Below are 14,410 nucleotides of genomic sequence, written 5' to 3'. Positions count from 1 at the left end.
GGTGCTCGGCGACGCAACGAGAGCGCGCGAAGCGCTCGAGCAGGCGATTCCGCGCGGGCCGTTCTCGCGTCCGGAGAACGCTCTCGCCCGCCTCGCCGAGCTCGAGAACGCCCCCGCGAGGCGTTGACTTCGAACCCGGCCGCCGTACCATCGGCCGCGCCTGGCACTCCGTCTACGAGAGTGCCAACCAACCGAACTCGCGAGGGAGAACGCAACCATGAAGATCCGACCGCTCCAGGATCGCATCCTGCTGCGTCAGGTGGAGGGTGAGACGAAGACCGCCGGGGGAATCATCATCCCCGACAGCGCCAAGGAGAAGCCCCAGGAGGGCATGGTCGTCGCGGTCGGCAAGGGCAAGATCCGCGACGACGGCAAGCTGACACCGCTCGACGTCAAGGCCGGCGATCGGGTGCTCTACGGAAAGTATTCGGGAAACGAGATCACCGTCTCGGGCGAGACCTTCGTGATCGTGCGCGAGGAAGACATCCTCGCGATTCTCGGCTGAGAGGAGAAATCAAATGAGCGCCAAGGAGATCAAGTTCGATACCCACGCCTCGGACGCGATCATTCGCGGGGTCAACGCGCTGGCGAATGCCGTCAAGGTGACGCTCGGTCCCAAGGGCCGCAACGTGATCATCGAGAAGAGCTACGGCTCCCCGGTCGTGACCAAGGACGGCGTGACCGTCGCCAAGGAGGTCGAGCTCGAGGACAAGTTCGAGAACATGGGAGCGCAGATGCTCCGCGAGGTCGCGTCGAAGACCTCGGACGTCGCCGGCGACGGCACCACCACCGCGACCGTGCTCGCGCAGGCGATCTTTCGCGAGGGGCTGAAGATGGTCGCCGCGGGGCACAGCCCGATCGAACTCAAGCGCGGCATCGAAGCCGCGGTCGAGGCGATCGTCGCCGAGCTCGTGAAGCTGTCCAAGCCCACGCGCGACCGCTCCGAGATCGCGCAGGTCGGCTCGATCAGCGCGAACAACGACGCGGAGATCGGCAACATCCTGGCGGACGCGATGGCGAAGGTCGGCAAGGAAGGCGTGATCACCGTCGAGGAGAACAAGGGCCTCGACACGATCCTCGACGTGGTCGAGGGCATGCAGTTCGACCGCGGCTACCTCTCGCCGTACTTCGTCACCGACGCGGAACGGATGGAGGTCGTGCTCGAGAACCCGTCGATCCTGCTGAACGAGAAGAAGATCTCGAACATGAAGGATCTGCTGCCGCTGCTGGAGCAGGTGGCGCGCGCGGGCAAGCCGCTGCTGATCATCTCCGAGGACCTCGAAGGCGAGGCCCTCGCGACGCTGGTCGTGAACAAGATCCGCGGCACGCTGAACGTCGCGGCCGTGAAGGCGCCCGGCTTCGGCGATCGCCGCAAGGCGATGCTCGAGGACATGGCGATCATGACCGGCGGACAGGTGATCGCGGAGGAGCTCGGCATCAAGCTCGAGAACGTGACGCTCACCGACCTGGGCAAGGCCGGCCGGATCGTGATCGACAAGGACAACACGACGATCATCTCGGGTGCGGGCAAGAAGAAGGACATCGAGGCCCGCTGCAACGAGATCCGCAAGCAGATCGAGGACACCAAGTCCGACTACGACCGCGAGAAGCTGCAGGAGCGGCTCGCCAAGCTCGCGGGCGGCGTGGCGGTCGTGAAGGTCGGCGCGGCGACCGAGAGCGAGATGAAGGAGAAGAAGGCGCGCGTCGAGGATGCGCTGCACGCCACGCGCGCCGCCGTCGAAGAGGGCATCGTGCCCGGTGGCGGCGTCGCCCTGATTCGCGCCAAGAAGGTGCTCGAGACGCTGAAGGGCAGCTCGACCGAGCAGCAGGCGGGAATCGACATCATCCGGCGCGCCGTCGAAGAGCCGCTGCGGATGATCGCGCAGAACGCCGGCCACGAGGCCTCCGTGGTGGTGGACAAGGTGGCGAGCGGCAAGGGCGCCTTCGGCTTCAATGCCGCCAGCGAGACCTACGGCGACATGGTGAAGGACGGCGTGATCGACCCGACCAAGGTCGTGCGCACGGCGCTCCAGAACGCCGCGAGCGTCTCGGGTCTGCTCCTGACCACGCACGCCATGATCGCCGACAAGCCCAAGGAAGAAGAGCCCGCCGGCGCTCACGCGGGACACCAGCACTGAGCCGTCTCCCGGGTCCCGGGCGAGCGCCCGTGACCTGATCCGCTCGTCTTCAGCCCCCCCGGAAGCTCGCCGATGGAGCTTCCGGGGGAGCGAGGGCGAGATGTCGTCCGCCGAGCGTGACGCGGAGTTCCTGGCGCAGCGCCTGCGCGCGCTCGGCGTCCGGGTGGAGCGCGCCCGCGGGGCGAGCTCCGCCGAGGGTGAGCTCTCGCTCGGCTCGACCCCGTTCGAGACGCTCGTCAGGCCGCTCGTGATCGAGCGGGTGCGCTTCTACACGCTGGGTCACAACCGCCTGAAGCTCTTCGATCCGGCGGTCTTCTTCGACCTGCCCGCGCTCGACGTCACGCGCTGTGAGTCCGCCAGCGACGTCGAAGCCATCCTGCGCAAAGCCTGGGCGATGTCGATTCGCGACCTCCGAGAGGCGCTCGCCTGGCTCCACCGCGTGCACGCCCCGACCGAGCTCGCGGCCGGTGGAGCTCGGCTGCGACTGATCGACGAGGCCGCCGGCTCGATCGAGGTCCGCTCGCCGCGCGAGCTGTTGCTGCCGAGCAGCGGAGAGCTCTCCGAGCGCTCGCTCACCAACCCGAGCGAGCGCCGCTATCGGCCGCTGCCGAGCCTGGAGACCGCAAACGACCTCGCGCTCTCGATCGGCTCCGCGATGCGCGAGCGCGCAGCGCGCAGCGGCCTGATCGTCGCGCCGCAGGCGCCCGAGAGCTCGCGGCCGCTCTCGCTCAAGCGCTCGCGCCGCGCGCTCGCCGTGACCGCCACGCCCGAAGCGCTCGCCAGCCTGCAGAGCCATCTCTCCGAGCACTCGATCGAGCTCGACTTTCTGCGCGATCCGGAGCGCGGCCTCGCGGCGTTCCGCGAGACCAGCTACCCGCTGCTCTTCATCGACGTCCGCCTCGGCCGCGAGGACGGCTTCGAGCTGGCGATGCGATTTCGCGAGCTCCCGGGGCTGGAGCAGCTGCCGATCGTGCTCGTCGACGAGCGCGAGAGCAACACCAACCGTTCAGCCGCGCGCGACGCGGGCGCGGCGCTGTACGTCGCCAAGCCGCTGCGCTGGGAGGAGATCGAGAAGCCGCTCCTCGACCTCTTCGATCACGCCGCGCATCGCCGCTACCGCCGCTTCCCGGCGCGCCTCGCGGTGCGCACCGACTCGAGCGTCGGGAACTGGGACGAGCTCACCGAGCTCGTCGCCCGGGGCGGAATCTGTCTGCGGACGAGGCGGGACATCCTGCCGGGCGCGGTGGAGCGCTACCGAATCGAGCTGCCGCCTCCGCTCGCGCCGATCGAGGTCGAGGGCGACGTGATGTCGCGCGCGACGCTGCCCGGATACGCGAGCGTGCTCGCCGGGATCCGCTTCCGCAGCTTTCTCGACGGAGGCGAGCCGCGCTGGATCCGCGTGATCGAAGCGCTCGCGCTGCGAAGCGAGAGGGATCCGGGCTCGCGAGCTAGCCGACGACCTGCCGGGCCTTCTTGATGTCGTCGTCCATGATCGTCTTGCGCTTGTCGCGCTGAGCCGAGGCGCTCGCCTCTTGAGCCAGGCGCGCGACGTATTCCTCGGCCGCGGCCACCGCCAGCTCCACGGCCGTACCCGAAGTCCTCAGCTCACTGCCATGCTTCGTGAGCAGCCGCTTCACCGCGGCCGCGGGAATCTCCGCCATTAGCTCTTCGCCCCCGGAACCGTTCGTGGTTCGCGTCCTAGGATTCCCAGCCCGGGCGTTGCCGTCAACCGCCGGCGCTCTTCTCCAGCCGGAGCAGGAACTCCACGACCCGGCGCGCGACCAGCTCCCGCTCCCGGTCCACGGGCAGCACGTGAGCGGAATCCTCGAGCCAGTGCAGCTCGCGGTCGCCGGGCGCGAGCGCGTCGAGAATCGCCTGCGCGTTGCGCGCGGGGACCGTCGGATCGCGCCGGCTGAAGATCAGCTGCACCGGGGCGCGCACCTCGGGAAGCGCGCGCTCGACCTCGCGCGCGAGCCGGATCAGCTCGTTCACGGAGCGCATCGGCATCCGGTCGTAGCCGGGGTGCCGCATTCGCGCCTCGTCGTCGAAGATCGCGGGCGTCTTGGGAAGCGAGCGCACGAGCGGCCAGAGCCAGGGCACGGCATTGCGGATCAGCGGCCCCAGATCGAGCGGCGCGGCGAGCACCACCGCGCCTGCGACGGGTCGGCGTCCGGCGAGCGAGAGCGCAAGCAAACCGCCGAGGGACAGGCCCAGCACGTACACACGCGCGTGTCGGCTGGCGAGCGCGTCGAAAGCCGAGACGACCGCCTCGACCCAGGCGCCGCGCGGGGTCGCCGCCAGGTCCTCGTGCCGGGTGCCGTGCCCCGGAAGCAGCGGTCCTTCGCAGAAGAAGCCCGATTCGGCCAGCGCTTCGGCGGGCGGGCGGACCTCGTAGGGCGTACCGGTGAGCCCGTGGACGCAGAGCACGGCCGGCGCGTCGCCTCCGCGCGCGTCGCCGATCCGGAACGCGCTTCCGTCCGCCTTCAAGGCAGCCCCCGCGCCGCGAGATCCGCCGCACGCGCGACGCTCTCGATCGAAACCCGGTGCCGGCGCGCGGCGCGCGCGCAGGACTCGTACTCCGGCTTCACTCGGATCCCCTCCCTCGCGCCTCCGGCGAGCTTGACGCGAATCACCCCGTACGGTGTCTGCACCGAGCGCGCGCTTCGAGCCCGCACGAGCCGGGGCACGAGCTGCACGCGCACGCCGAGCGCGGTCGAATCCGAGAGCACCCGGCGCGCGAGCCGCTCCGCGTCGGGCGGTCGCGCCAGCACGCGCAGGAGCTGGCCCGGACGGCCCTTCTTCATCAGCTGCGGCACGAGCGAGACGTCGAGCGCCCCGTCGTCGAGAAGCCGCTCCATCAGGAAGGGCAGGTGCTCCGGGCTCATGTCGTCGAGGTTGGTCTCGAGAAGCGCGACATGGTCGCGTCCCAGCTCCGGCTCGAGCTCTCCGAGCACGGCACGCAGCACGTTGGGCAGCGGCCCCGCGCGGTCCTCTCCGGCGCCGAAGCCCTGCGCCAGCGGACGAAGCGCGGGCATCGGGCCGAATTCGCCGACGAGGGTCGCGAGCAGCGCGGCACCGGTCGGTGTCACCGTCTCCCAGCGGACGTCGAGCGGAACGGTGGGCACGCCGCGCAGCAGCTCGAGCGTCGCGGGCGCGGGGAGCGGGATCGGCCCGTGCTCGGTGTCGACCGCGCCGCGGCCGAGCGGAAGCGGAGTGCAGCTGACGCTCCCGACCCCGAGCGACTCGACCGCCGCGCAGACCCCGACGACGTCTCCGAGCGCGTCGATCGCGCCGACCTCGTGGAAGTGCACGCGTTCGATCGGCACGCCGTGGATCCGTCCCTCGGCGCGCGCGAGTCGCTCGAACACCTCGACGCTGCGCTCGCGCACGCGCGGCTCGATTCGCGCCTTGCGCAGAATCGCCCGGACCGCGCGGAAGGGCCGGCCTTCGTGACCGCGCTCGCGGGTCGAGAACCCGACGTGGCGTGCACGGATCGCCCCGCGCGCGACGTGCGAGAGTCGCATCCGGATCGGCCCGACCCCGAGCCCGGCGAGCGCCGCGCGCACCGCGGACACCGGAGCGCCGATTTCGAGCAGGGCGCCGAGAAGCATGTTTCCGGAGGCGCCGGAGAAGCAGTCGAAGTGGAGCGCGCGATCCGCGCGCGCGCCGTGCCTAGGCGCGATTGACGAGCGACGCGACGTACGCGGCTCCGAAGCCATTGTCGATGTTCACCACCGTGACGTTCGCGGCGCAGGAGTTCAGCATCGCGAGCAGCGCCGCGACACCGCCGAAGGACGCACCATAGCCGATGCTCGTCGGCACCGCGATCACCGGCACGGCGACGAGCCCACCGACGACCGAGGCGAGCGCCCCTTCCATTCCCGCGACCGCGATCACGACCGAGGCGCCGCGCAGCGTCTCGAGCGAGGCCAGCAGCCGGTGCAGACCCGATACGCCGGAGTCGTAGACGCGCTCGACCTTGTTGCCGAAGTGCTCCGCGACGAGCGCGGCCTCCTCGGCGACGGGCAGGTCGGAGGTTCCCGCGGAGACGACCGCGATCACGCCGCGTCCGCGCGGAACGAGCGGCGTCTGCCGCAGCACCAGCAGGCGCCCCGCGGCGAGATGCTCGAGTCCGGGCACCGCCGCAATCAGCGCGCGCGCCTGCTCGGCCGAGACGCGCGTCACGAGCACGTCCCCGCCCGCATCGCGCAGCACCCGAACGATCCGCGCGATCTGGTCGACCGTCTTTCCTTCGCCCAGGACCACCTCGGGAACGCCGTTTCGGAGCGAGCGATGGGTGTCGACGCGCGCATCGCCGAGCGCCTGGAACGGCAGCCTCGCGAGCATCTCGACCAGCTCGTCGCGCTCGAGATCCCCGCGCGCGAAGCCGTCCAGTAGCGCGTTCAATCGGTCGCGGTCCATTCCGCGCCGAGTCTAGTCGATCGCCTCGTCCCTGGGCACCAGCACGAAGTGCAGGCGCAGCGGCCCGGAACGCTCGACCAGCTCCACGACCACGACGGAGCGTGCACGATCCGCGCCGCGACCGAGCTCGCGCATCGAGAGCGTTCCCTCGCGCGCGTAGGCCGCGCGCGGCACCGACGGAAGCGAGCGCTCGCCGAGCAGAACCGCGAGCGCGTTCGCCGCAGCGGAGAGCGCGATGTTCCCCACCTCTGCGAGCACCGTGAGCGTCGAGCCCGCGCTGGTCTCGTCGGCGCTCTTCCCGGCCACGCGCGCCAGGACCTCCTCGACCGCGCTCGCCGAGAGCAGGAGCGCGGCATCCGCGCGCAGCACGCCCTCGAGCTCGACGAACACGGCGGCGACCCGGTCCTCGCGCGCGAAGAGCGTCTCGAGCGGTCGCCCCTCGGGCAGCGCGTGGACCGTCGGAGGCTCGAAGAGCAGCGTCGCGTCGAGCAGGTCCGCGAGCGCGCTCGAGGCATGGCCCGCGCAGATGTTCGCGATCTCGGCGATGCGATCCGCTGACGCGCTCACGGGAAGTTCTCCACGAGCGAGCCGATCTCGAGCAGGAAGACAGGGGCGCCGTCGCGCAGGATCGCGACACCGCCCAGGGACGCGAGCGCGCGCAGGGGCGGCGGCGTCTCGCGCACGAAGACCTCCAGGTCGTCGACCACGCGGTCGACGAGCAGGCCGAGCTTGAAGCCGCGCGCCTCCACCACGACGACGCAGCCTCCGTCCGCGCGGGTCGGGTCCACGCCGAGGCGCGGCCCGAGATCGAGCAGCGGAAGCGGCTCCTCCTTCAGCATGAAGAACGCGTCGACACCGGCGCGCTCGACGGCGGCCTCCTCGACCGAGAGCACCGCCTCGACAGCCGCGATCGGCAGCGCCACGCGCTCGCCCGAGACCAGCAGCACGAGCACCCGCTGCAAGGCGACCATCGCGGGCAGATCGAGCAGGAACGCGGTTCCCTTTCCTGGCGCGCTCTCGACCGAGATCGTCCCGCCGAGCGCCTCCAGCTGCCGCTTCACGGCGTCGAGCCCGACGCCCCGCCCGGAGATGTCGCTGACGCTGTCGCGTGTGGAGATGCCTGGCTCGAAGATGAACTCGAGGATTCGCCCGGCCGGCAGATCCTCGGCCACCATCTCGAGCAGCAGACCGCGCTCGATCGCGCGCCTGCGCACCTTCTCGACGTCGATTCCGCGGCCGTCCTCTTCGAGCCTCATCTGCAGGCGCCCGCCGACCCGCGACGCGCGCATGCGCAGCGTCCCGATCGCGTCCTTGCCGGCGGCTCTGCGCTCGGCCTCGTTCTCGAGCCCGTGGTCGATCGCGTTTCGCACCAGGTGCAGGAGCGAATCGTCCAGGTGATCGAGCACCGCCCGGTCGACCTCGACCTCCTCACCGACGAGCTCCACGCGCACGAGCTTTCCGAGCTCGCGCGCAAGATCCTGGGCCACGCGCGGCAGCCGTTCGAGCACGCGGCGGACCGGAGTGATGCGGATGTCGAGCGCGTGGCGGCGCAGGTCGCGCACGACGCGCGCGAGCTGGTCGAGCTCGTCGACGAACGCGCCCTGGCCGTCCCAGTAGGGCGCGCGGCGGTGCAGCTCCTCGAGGCGCGACTGGCCCTGCATCAGCACGCCTACCGCGGCCAGGAAGCGGTCGATCGCCTCCGTGCGAACGCGAACCGTGCGAGGGAGCGGCGCTGCCGCGGTCTCGGGAGTTTTTTTTTGAGCCCGGGCTGGATCGCGGTGGCCGCCTCGGATTTCTGCGCGAGCCGCAGCAGCAGATCCTCGCGCGCCGGGTCAGGGGTGCCGTTCTCGTCCACGCGGGCGACCATCTCCTCGAGCGAGGAGATCGCCTCGGCGAGAAGATCGAGCTGGGAGCGGTCGAACTCCGCGCCCGCGCGAAGCGGCTCCATCCAGTCCTCGAGCCGGTGCGAGAGCGACGCGATCGCGTCGTAGTCGAGCGACGCCGCCATGCCCTTGATCGAGTGGGCCATGCGGAAGAGCGTGTCGATCGCGCTCTCGATCGGCTCGTCGCCGGCCGAGAGCGCGGCGAGCGCGCGGCCCATCTCCTGGAGATGGTCGCCCGCCTCGTCGACGAAGAGCGTTCTGTACTTCTCGAGGTTCAGGAGAGATCCCGGGTCAGTCGTCCGACTTGGCGAGCGCCTTCTGCGCCACCTCGAGCACGTGATCCGGCTTGAACGGCTTCACGATGAAGTCCCGCGCGCCGGCCTCGAGCGCCTCCATCACCAGCGCCTCCTGGCCCAGCGCACTGCACATCACCACGCAGGCGCCCGGGTGCGCCGCGACGATCTCGCGCAGCGCCTCCAGGCCGCTCTTTCGCGGCATCACGATGTCGAGCGTGAGCAGGTCGGGCAGATGCTTGGCGAAGGCCGAGACGGCCTCGTTTCCGTCCGCCGCCTCGCCCACGACCTCGTAGCCGCCGTCCGTGAGTATGTCGCGCAGCATCTCTCGCATGAATGCCGCGTCGTCCGCGATCAGAACCCGGTTTGCCATGCCTCCTGTCCTCCAGGCTGCTTGCGTTGATCCGTGAGCAGCATCGTCGCCCGTTCGATCAGCCCCTCGGGGTCGACCAGCCCCAGAGCCGTGTCGTCCTGAATCACCCAGCGCACCAGCTCGGGGTCGGCCGCGTCGTCGGAAGGCGGCTCCGCCGCGAGCTCGCGCTCGATCCTGCGCACGGCTCCGACCAGGACGCCGATGCGCAGCTCGCCGCGCTCGAGCACCAACACGTGTCGGTGACGCTTCGACTTCGAGCCGGTGAGCACCGTCCCGCCGTCGACCGCGGGAAGCGGCTCGCCGCGAACGTTCAGCACGCCGCCGATCTCGAGCGGGATGCGCGGAATCAGATGCGGCCGGGCGGCGCCCGTCACCTCGACCACCGACGCCAGCGGAATCGCATACGCCTGCTCGGAGACCTCGAAGCGCAGCCAGGGAGTCGTTTCCACGTTTGCGCCCTCGCCTACCGGGTCCGGAACCGGCGCGCGACCTCGCCGAGCTGGACCGACATGTCGGAGAGGCGCGCGGCCTCGCGCACCATCTGCTCCATCGTTCGCGTCTGCGCGCCGAGCCCGCCGCGCATCTCGTTCATCGCCTTGGCGTTCTGGCCCACGACGGCCGCCACGCGCTCGACGTCGCCGACCATGCGTTCGGAGTCCGCCGCCTGGCTGCCCGCCTTCTGGAAGATGTCCTCGGCGCGGTTCGACGCCTCGGTGACCGCGCCCTGCACCTTCTCGAGCGCGACGAAGATGGCTTCGAGGTCCTGCCGGCCGCCGCGCACGTCGTCGCGCATGGCCAGCGTCGCCTGTGCGATCCGCTTGGACTCCTCTTCGAGCTCGCGGATCAGATCCTCGATCTGTTCGGCCGAGCTGCCCGCGCTCTCGGCGAGCTTGCGGATCTCCTCCGCGACCACCGAGAAGCCGCGCCCCGCGTCGCCCGCGCGCGCCGCCTCGATCGAGGCGTTCAGCGAGAGCAGGTGCGTCTTCTCGACGACGCTCGAGATCATCTCGGTGACGCGGTGCACCGAGTGGATCTTGCCCTCGAAGCTCTCCACGCGGTGTCCGGCCTGCTCGATCCGCTCGAACAGGCTCTGCATCTTCGCCTGCGAGAGCCGCGAGACCTCGACGCCCGCGGTCGCGCGCTGGCTGGCCTCGCTGGTGAGCGACGAGGCGCGGCGCGCGGCGTCGGCGTTGGCGCGAAGCGAATCGGCGATCTCGTGGATGCGCGCGCGGATCTGCTCGACGTCGCGCTGCTGCTGGCCCGCGCTCGACGAGACGGTCTCCATGGTCGCGCCGAGCGCGTGGCTGGTGCTGTTCACGCGGGGCGACGAGGTCGCGACGTCGCGCGAGGACTGCGCCACGTCTTCGGCGGCGCGCTGGATGTGATCGACGAGCTCGCGGAGCTTCTGCAGCATGCCGCCGATCGAGCGCGCCAGGTCGACGGTCTCGTCCGGGAAGCGGCGGCCGGCCTCGATGTCGATCTCGGCCAAAAGGTCGCCGCGGCTGATCCGCTCTGTGCAGGCGCGAAGCGTGCGGAAGTTCGCGGTGATCTGCCCGGCATAGATCCAGCCGAGGCCGATCCCGGCCAGCATCACGACGAAGAACGCGCCCCAGCTCGGCACGCCGAGCCAGTGCAGCGCCGGAGTGATCCCGGCGCCGATGGCGATCGCCATGGTGAAGCCGAGCACGAGCTTCTGCGAGAGGTCGAACCGCAACAGGCCTTCCGAGCGCAAGTTCGCCGCGAAATGCGGGCGCCTCGCTACTTCTCGGAGTTTGCTCGGGCGGGCTTGAAGTGCTGGAAGCCGGCGCTTTCGAGCCGGTAATCGCTTCCGTCGCGCGCGAAGTGCACACCGGAGCCGCGGGCGATGACACCGATCTCGGTCACCCGGCAACCGAGCTTGCGGGACAGCGCCGCGGCCGTTCCGGCGCGCGGCGGCGCGAAGAAGAGCAGCTCGTAGTCCTCGCCGCCCGCGAGCGCGAGCGCGAGCGGATCGAGGCCGAGCCGGGAGGCCGCCGCGGTCAGGCCGCGCGCCAGCGGAACGCGCGCGACGTCGACGTGCGCGGCCACGCCGCTCTCGTTTGCTACGTGGCCGAGATCCTGGGCGAGACCGTCCGAGACGTCGATGCCTGCGCGCGAGAGTCTCGCGCGCACGAGCGCCGCGCCGGCGCGAAACGGCGGTCGTGGACGGATCTGTCGGGCCACGAGACGCCGCTCGCTCGCGCTCGACGGGCCGCCGCGCGACAGGAGCGCGAGGCCGGCGGACGCGCCGCCGAGCTCGCCGGTGACGAAGATGCGATCCCCCGGCCGCGCGCCCGAGCGCAGCAGCGCGCGACCCCGCGCGACCGAGCCGACCACGGTCACGCTGATCAGCCAGAGCGGCGAGCTCACGGTGTCGCCCCCGATGAGCGGGCAGTGACTCGCGTGCGCGAGGCGCAGAAGTCCGGCGAGAAATCCGTCGAGATGCGCCGGGTCGACGCCCGGCGGAACCCCGAGCGTGAGCAGACAGCCGAGCGCATTCGCGCCCATCGCGCCCACGTCCGACAGGTTCACGGCGAGCGACTTCGCTCCCAGCGAGACGGCGTCGGTGGTGCTCCAGCGAAAGTGCACGCCCTCGACGAGCGCATCCGTGGTCAGCACCAGGTCCTCGCGCGGTCGCGCGCGCAGGATCGCCGCGTCGTCGCCGATGCCGAGCCGCCAGACGCGGCGGTCGACGCGCGCGCGGCGGCGGATCGCTTCGATCAGGCCGAACTCGCCGAGGGTCGCAAGGTCCACGGGGCGATCGTAGTCCCAGGGGGCTTCGTGCGTCTCGGACCGGACTTGGAACGAGGCGTCCGGGCGGCCTCGTCGGCCGCGCCGGGTCTCCTCGGGGGTCCCCTCGGGAGGACCCTCGACCCTCCTCGTCGACGCCGGCGCGGCCGCCGAGGCGGGGCACGTCTTTCGCGTGAGGAGAGAGAAAGAGGGAGAAAGCAGTGGGAGGTTGGTCAGGTCCTGGCGATGGCGGTGGTGGGGCGGGTGGCGGGGCGGCGGAGGCGGCGCTTGTGGTGGAGGGGCTCGGCGAGGGCGAGCTCGAGGACTTCGTCCATGGTGCGCACGAAGTGGAATTCGAGCTTCCGCGCGAGCTCCTCCGGGATCTCCTCGAGGTCGTGCCGGTTGGCCTCGGGCAGGATCACGGTGCGGATGCCGCGGCGAAGCGCGGCGAGCGCCTTCTCGCGCACGCCGCCGACCGGCAGCACGCGGCCGCGAAGCGTGACCTCGCCGGTCATCGCGACGTCGGCGCGAACGGGAATTCCGGTGAGCAGCGAGACCAGCGCGGTCGCCAGCGTGATTCCCGCGGACGGGCCGTCCTTCGGCGTCGCGCCGGCGGGCACGTGCACGTGGATCTCGTTCTTCGCCAGCGCCTCGGCGATGCCGAGCTCGGCCCCGCGCCAGCGCACGTAGGAGAGCGCCGCCTGACCCGACTCCTTCATCACGTCGCCGAGCTGGCCGGTCATGATCAGCCCGCGGCCGCGCACGCTGGTCGCCTCGACCACCAGCACCTCGCCGCCCGCCTCGGTCCAGGCCAGGCCGCGCGCGAGGCCCGCCTCTGCCGCGCGCGGAATCGACTCGCCGAGAAGCGGCGGCGGCCCGAGCTGGGCGCGAAGCGTGCGAAGCGTGATCGAGACCTGCTTCACCTCGCCCTCTGCGATGCGGCGGGCGACCTTGCGCAGCATGCGGCCGAGCTCGCGCTCGAGCCCGCGCACGCCGGCCTCCTGCGTGTAGCCCGAGATCACCTCGCGCACGGCCGCGCGCGAGATCTGCACGCGCTCGGGCGTGAGTCCACACTCCTCGATCTGCCGCGGCAGCAGGTAGCGCTGTGCGATCACGCTCTTCTCCTCCGGCGTGTAGCCCGGCAGCCGGATCATCTCCATGCGGTCGAGCAGCGGGCGGGGAATCGGATCGATCAGGTTCGCGGTGGCGATGAAGAGCGTCTTCGAAAGATCGTAGGGGACGTTCAGGTAGTGGTCGCGGAAGGTGTGGTTCTGCTCCGGGTCGAGCACTTCGAGCAGCGCGGCCGCGGGATCGCCGCGGTAGTCGGCGCCGATCTTGTCGATCTCGTCGAGCAGGAAGACGGGGTTGCTCGTGCCCGCGGTGCGCATGCCCTGGATGATCCGACCCGGAAGCGCGCCGACGTAGGTGCGCCGGTGCCCGCGGATCTCCGCCTCGTCGCGCATTCCGCCAAGCGACATGCGCACGAAGCTGCGGCCCATCGCCTGCGCGATCGAGCGCCCGAGCGAGGTCTTGCCCACGCCCGGTGGGCCGACCAGGCACAGGATCGGCCCCTTGCCCGCGGTGGTTCCGCGCAGCTTGTGCACGGCCAGGAATTCGAGGATGCGCTCCTTCACGCGGTTCAGGTACGCGTGGTCGCGCTCGAGCACCTCGCGCGCGTGCGCGAGCTCGAGGTCGTCGTCCGACGTCTTCGCCCAGGGCAGCTCGCTGATCCACTCCAGATAGGTGCGGATCACCTGTGTCTCGGACGAGTCCGGGTGCATGCGCGAGAGTCGATCGAGCTGGCGCTCCGCCTCGGCGCGCGCCTCGTCGTTCATGCCGGCCGCCGCGATCCGCTGGCGCAGCTCGTCCTGATCGGACTTGCGCTCGGCGCCCTCGCCGAGCTCGTCCTGGATCTGGCGCATCTGTTCGCGCAGGAACTGCTCGCGTTGATAGCGCGAGATCTCCTCGCGGGCCGCGCCCTGGATCTCCGCCTGCACGGAGCTGACCGCGAGCTCGCGGCGCAGCAGCGCGTCGATCTTCCGCAGCCGTCGCACCGGATCGATGATCTCGAGGATCTCCTGGGCCTCCTCGATCCGCAGCCGCAGGTTCGAGGCCGCCAGGTCGGCGAGCCGGCCCGGGTCGTCGATGTTCGCGGTCGCGGTCAGGACCTCGGGCGGCAGATGGCGCAGCGGCAGCAGCTCGTCGAGCTTCTCGCGCACGCTCCGCACCAGCGCCTCGACCTCGACCGTCCACTCCTCGCCGGACTCGGCCTCGACCGGCTCGACCGCGACGTCGATGTGCGGCTCGGTGCGCAGGTACTGAGTCACGCGGATCTTCGAGAGACCCTGCACGAGCACCTTCAGCCGGCCGTCGGGCAGGCGCATCATCCGCATGATCATTCCGACCACGCCGATCGAATGGAGATCCTCGGGCCCGGGATCCTCGACTTCGGGATCGCGCTGGGTCACCAGCGCCAGCAGGCGATCTCCCTCGATCGCGGTCTCGATCGCGTGCGTCGACACGTCCCGCCCCACGAAGAGCGGCAGGATCATC

General features: G+C 70.9%; 15 protein-coding genes. 3 read left to right on the top strand and 12 right to left on the bottom strand.

What is annotated here, in order from left to right; all coding sequences use genetic code 11:
* Positions 1 to 217 precede the first annotated feature (217 nt).
* The 3 genes from FJ108_11105 to FJ108_11095 all read left to right on the top strand — a co-directional run bounded on the left by FJ108_11105 (position 218) and on the right by FJ108_11095 (position 3,615).
* On the top strand, positions 218 to 505 hold the full coding sequence (locus FJ108_11105; GenBank protein ID MBM4336441.1) for a co-chaperone GroES: 288 nt from the start codon (positions 218 to 220) through the stop codon (positions 503 to 505).
* Positions 506 to 518: 13 nt separating this feature from the next.
* A complete protein-coding gene (groL, locus tag FJ108_11100) occupies positions 519 to 2,138 on the top strand; it encodes a chaperonin GroEL (protein ID MBM4336440.1) in 1,620 nt (539 codons plus the stop codon).
* Between the two features lie 100 nt (positions 2,139 to 2,238).
* A complete protein-coding gene (locus tag FJ108_11095) occupies positions 2,239 to 3,615 on the top strand; it encodes a response regulator (protein MBM4336439.1) in 1,377 nt (458 codons plus the stop codon).
* On the opposite strand, the gene FJ108_11090 is transcribed toward FJ108_11095, so the two are convergent.
* From FJ108_11090 to lon, 12 genes are all read right to left on the bottom strand, one after another.
* Positions 3,587 to 3,799, bottom strand: a complete 213-nt coding sequence (locus tag FJ108_11090) for a hypothetical protein (protein MBM4336438.1) — start codon at positions 3,797 to 3,799, stop codon at positions 3,587 to 3,589. The genes FJ108_11095 and FJ108_11090 overlap by 29 nt on opposite strands.
* A 64-nt stretch (positions 3,800 to 3,863) precedes the next feature.
* Positions 3,864 to 4,706: an alpha/beta fold hydrolase gene (locus FJ108_11085; GenBank protein ID MBM4336437.1), complete on the bottom strand. Its 843-nt coding sequence runs from the start codon at positions 4,704 to 4,706 to the stop codon at positions 3,864 to 3,866.
* The gene (gene larC, locus FJ108_11080; GenBank protein MBM4336436.1) at positions 4,622 to 5,857 is read right to left on the bottom strand and encodes a nickel pincer cofactor biosynthesis protein LarC; all 1,236 of its coding nucleotides are present in this window, start codon (positions 5,855 to 5,857) and stop codon (positions 4,622 to 4,624) included. Before larC ends, FJ108_11085 begins: the two co-directional genes overlap by 85 nt.
* Positions 5,811 to 6,560 carry a nickel pincer cofactor biosynthesis protein LarB gene (gene larB / locus FJ108_11075; GenBank protein MBM4336435.1) on the bottom strand — a complete coding sequence of 250 codons (750 nt, stop codon included), beginning with the start codon at positions 6,558 to 6,560 and terminating at the stop codon, positions 5,811 to 5,813. Before larB ends, larC begins: the two co-directional genes overlap by 47 nt.
* A gap of 12 nt (positions 6,561 to 6,572) precedes the next feature.
* Positions 6,573 to 7,127 (bottom strand): hypothetical protein, encoded by a 555-nt coding sequence (locus tag FJ108_11070; GenBank protein MBM4336434.1) that lies wholly within the window; start codon positions 7,125 to 7,127, stop codon positions 6,573 to 6,575.
* On the bottom strand, positions 7,124 to 8,221 hold the full coding sequence (locus FJ108_11065; GenBank protein MBM4336433.1) for a hypothetical protein: 1,098 nt from the start codon (positions 8,219 to 8,221) through the stop codon (positions 7,124 to 7,126). The genes FJ108_11070 and FJ108_11065 overlap by 4 nt, the downstream gene beginning before the upstream one ends.
* An 8-nt stretch (positions 8,222 to 8,229) precedes the next feature.
* Positions 8,230 to 8,661, bottom strand: coding sequence for a hypothetical protein (locus FJ108_11060; GenBank protein ID MBM4336432.1), 432 nt, complete (start codon positions 8,659 to 8,661; stop codon positions 8,230 to 8,232).
* 73 nt (positions 8,662 to 8,734) lie between these two features.
* Positions 8,735 to 9,109 carry a response regulator gene (locus FJ108_11055; GenBank protein MBM4336431.1) on the bottom strand — a complete coding sequence of 125 codons (375 nt, stop codon included), beginning with the start codon at positions 9,107 to 9,109 and terminating at the stop codon, positions 8,735 to 8,737.
* Positions 9,091 to 9,558: a chemotaxis protein CheW gene (locus FJ108_11050; protein MBM4336430.1), complete on the bottom strand. Its 468-nt coding sequence runs from the start codon at positions 9,556 to 9,558 to the stop codon at positions 9,091 to 9,093. The genes FJ108_11055 and FJ108_11050 overlap by 19 nt, the downstream gene beginning before the upstream one ends.
* Before the next feature lie 14 nt (positions 9,559 to 9,572).
* On the bottom strand, positions 9,573 to 10,823 hold the full coding sequence (locus tag FJ108_11045) for a methyl-accepting chemotaxis protein (protein MBM4336429.1): 1,251 nt from the start codon (positions 10,821 to 10,823) through the stop codon (positions 9,573 to 9,575).
* 44 nt (positions 10,824 to 10,867) lie between these two features.
* A complete protein-coding gene (gene thiL / locus FJ108_11040) occupies positions 10,868 to 12,211 on the bottom strand; it encodes a thiamine-phosphate kinase (protein ID MBM4336428.1) in 1,344 nt (447 codons plus the stop codon).
* Positions 12,091 to 14,409: an endopeptidase La gene (lon, locus tag FJ108_11035; GenBank protein MBM4336427.1), complete on the bottom strand. Its 2,319-nt coding sequence runs from the start codon at positions 14,407 to 14,409 to the stop codon at positions 12,091 to 12,093. Before lon ends, thiL begins: the two co-directional genes overlap by 121 nt.
* Position 14,410: the final 1 nt, after the last annotated feature.

Source organism: Deltaproteobacteria bacterium, from assembly GCA_016875225.1.
Lineage (GTDB): Bacteria > Myxococcota_A > UBA9160 > SZUA-336 > SZUA-336 > VGRW01.
This window is presented reverse-complemented; position numbering and strand designations above follow the sequence as displayed.

Coding starts and splice junctions, on each gene's coding strand:
- FJ108_11105 (MBM4336441.1), top strand. CDS start 218: ATGAAGATCCGACCGCTCCAGGATCGCATCCTGCTGCGTCAGGTGGAG.
- groL (MBM4336440.1), top strand. CDS start 519: ATGAGCGCCAAGGAGATCAAGTTCGATACCCACGCCTCGGACGCGATC.
- FJ108_11095 (MBM4336439.1), top strand. CDS start 2,239: ATGTCGTCCGCCGAGCGTGACGCGGAGTTCCTGGCGCAGCGCCTGCGC.
- FJ108_11090 (MBM4336438.1), bottom strand. CDS start 3,799: ATGGCGGAGATTCCCGCGGCCGCGGTGAAGCGGCTGCTCACGAAGCAT.
- larC (MBM4336436.1), bottom strand. CDS start 5,857: ATGGCTTCGGAGCCGCGTACGTCGCGTCGCTCGTCAATCGCGCCTAGG.
- larB (MBM4336435.1), bottom strand. CDS start 6,560: ATGGACCGCGACCGATTGAACGCGCTACTGGACGGCTTCGCGCGCGGG.
- FJ108_11065 (MBM4336433.1), bottom strand. CDS start 8,221: ATGCAGGGCCAGTCGCGCCTCGAGGAGCTGCACCGCCGCGCGCCCTAC.
- FJ108_11060 (MBM4336432.1), bottom strand. CDS start 8,661: ATGGGCCGCGCGCTCGCCGCGCTCTCGGCCGGCGACGAGCCGATCGAG.
- FJ108_11055 (MBM4336431.1), bottom strand. CDS start 9,109: ATGGCAAACCGGGTTCTGATCGCGGACGACGCGGCATTCATGCGAGAG.
- lon (MBM4336427.1), bottom strand. CDS start 14,409: ATGATCCTGCCGCTCTTCGTGGGGCGGGACGTGTCGACGCACGCGATC.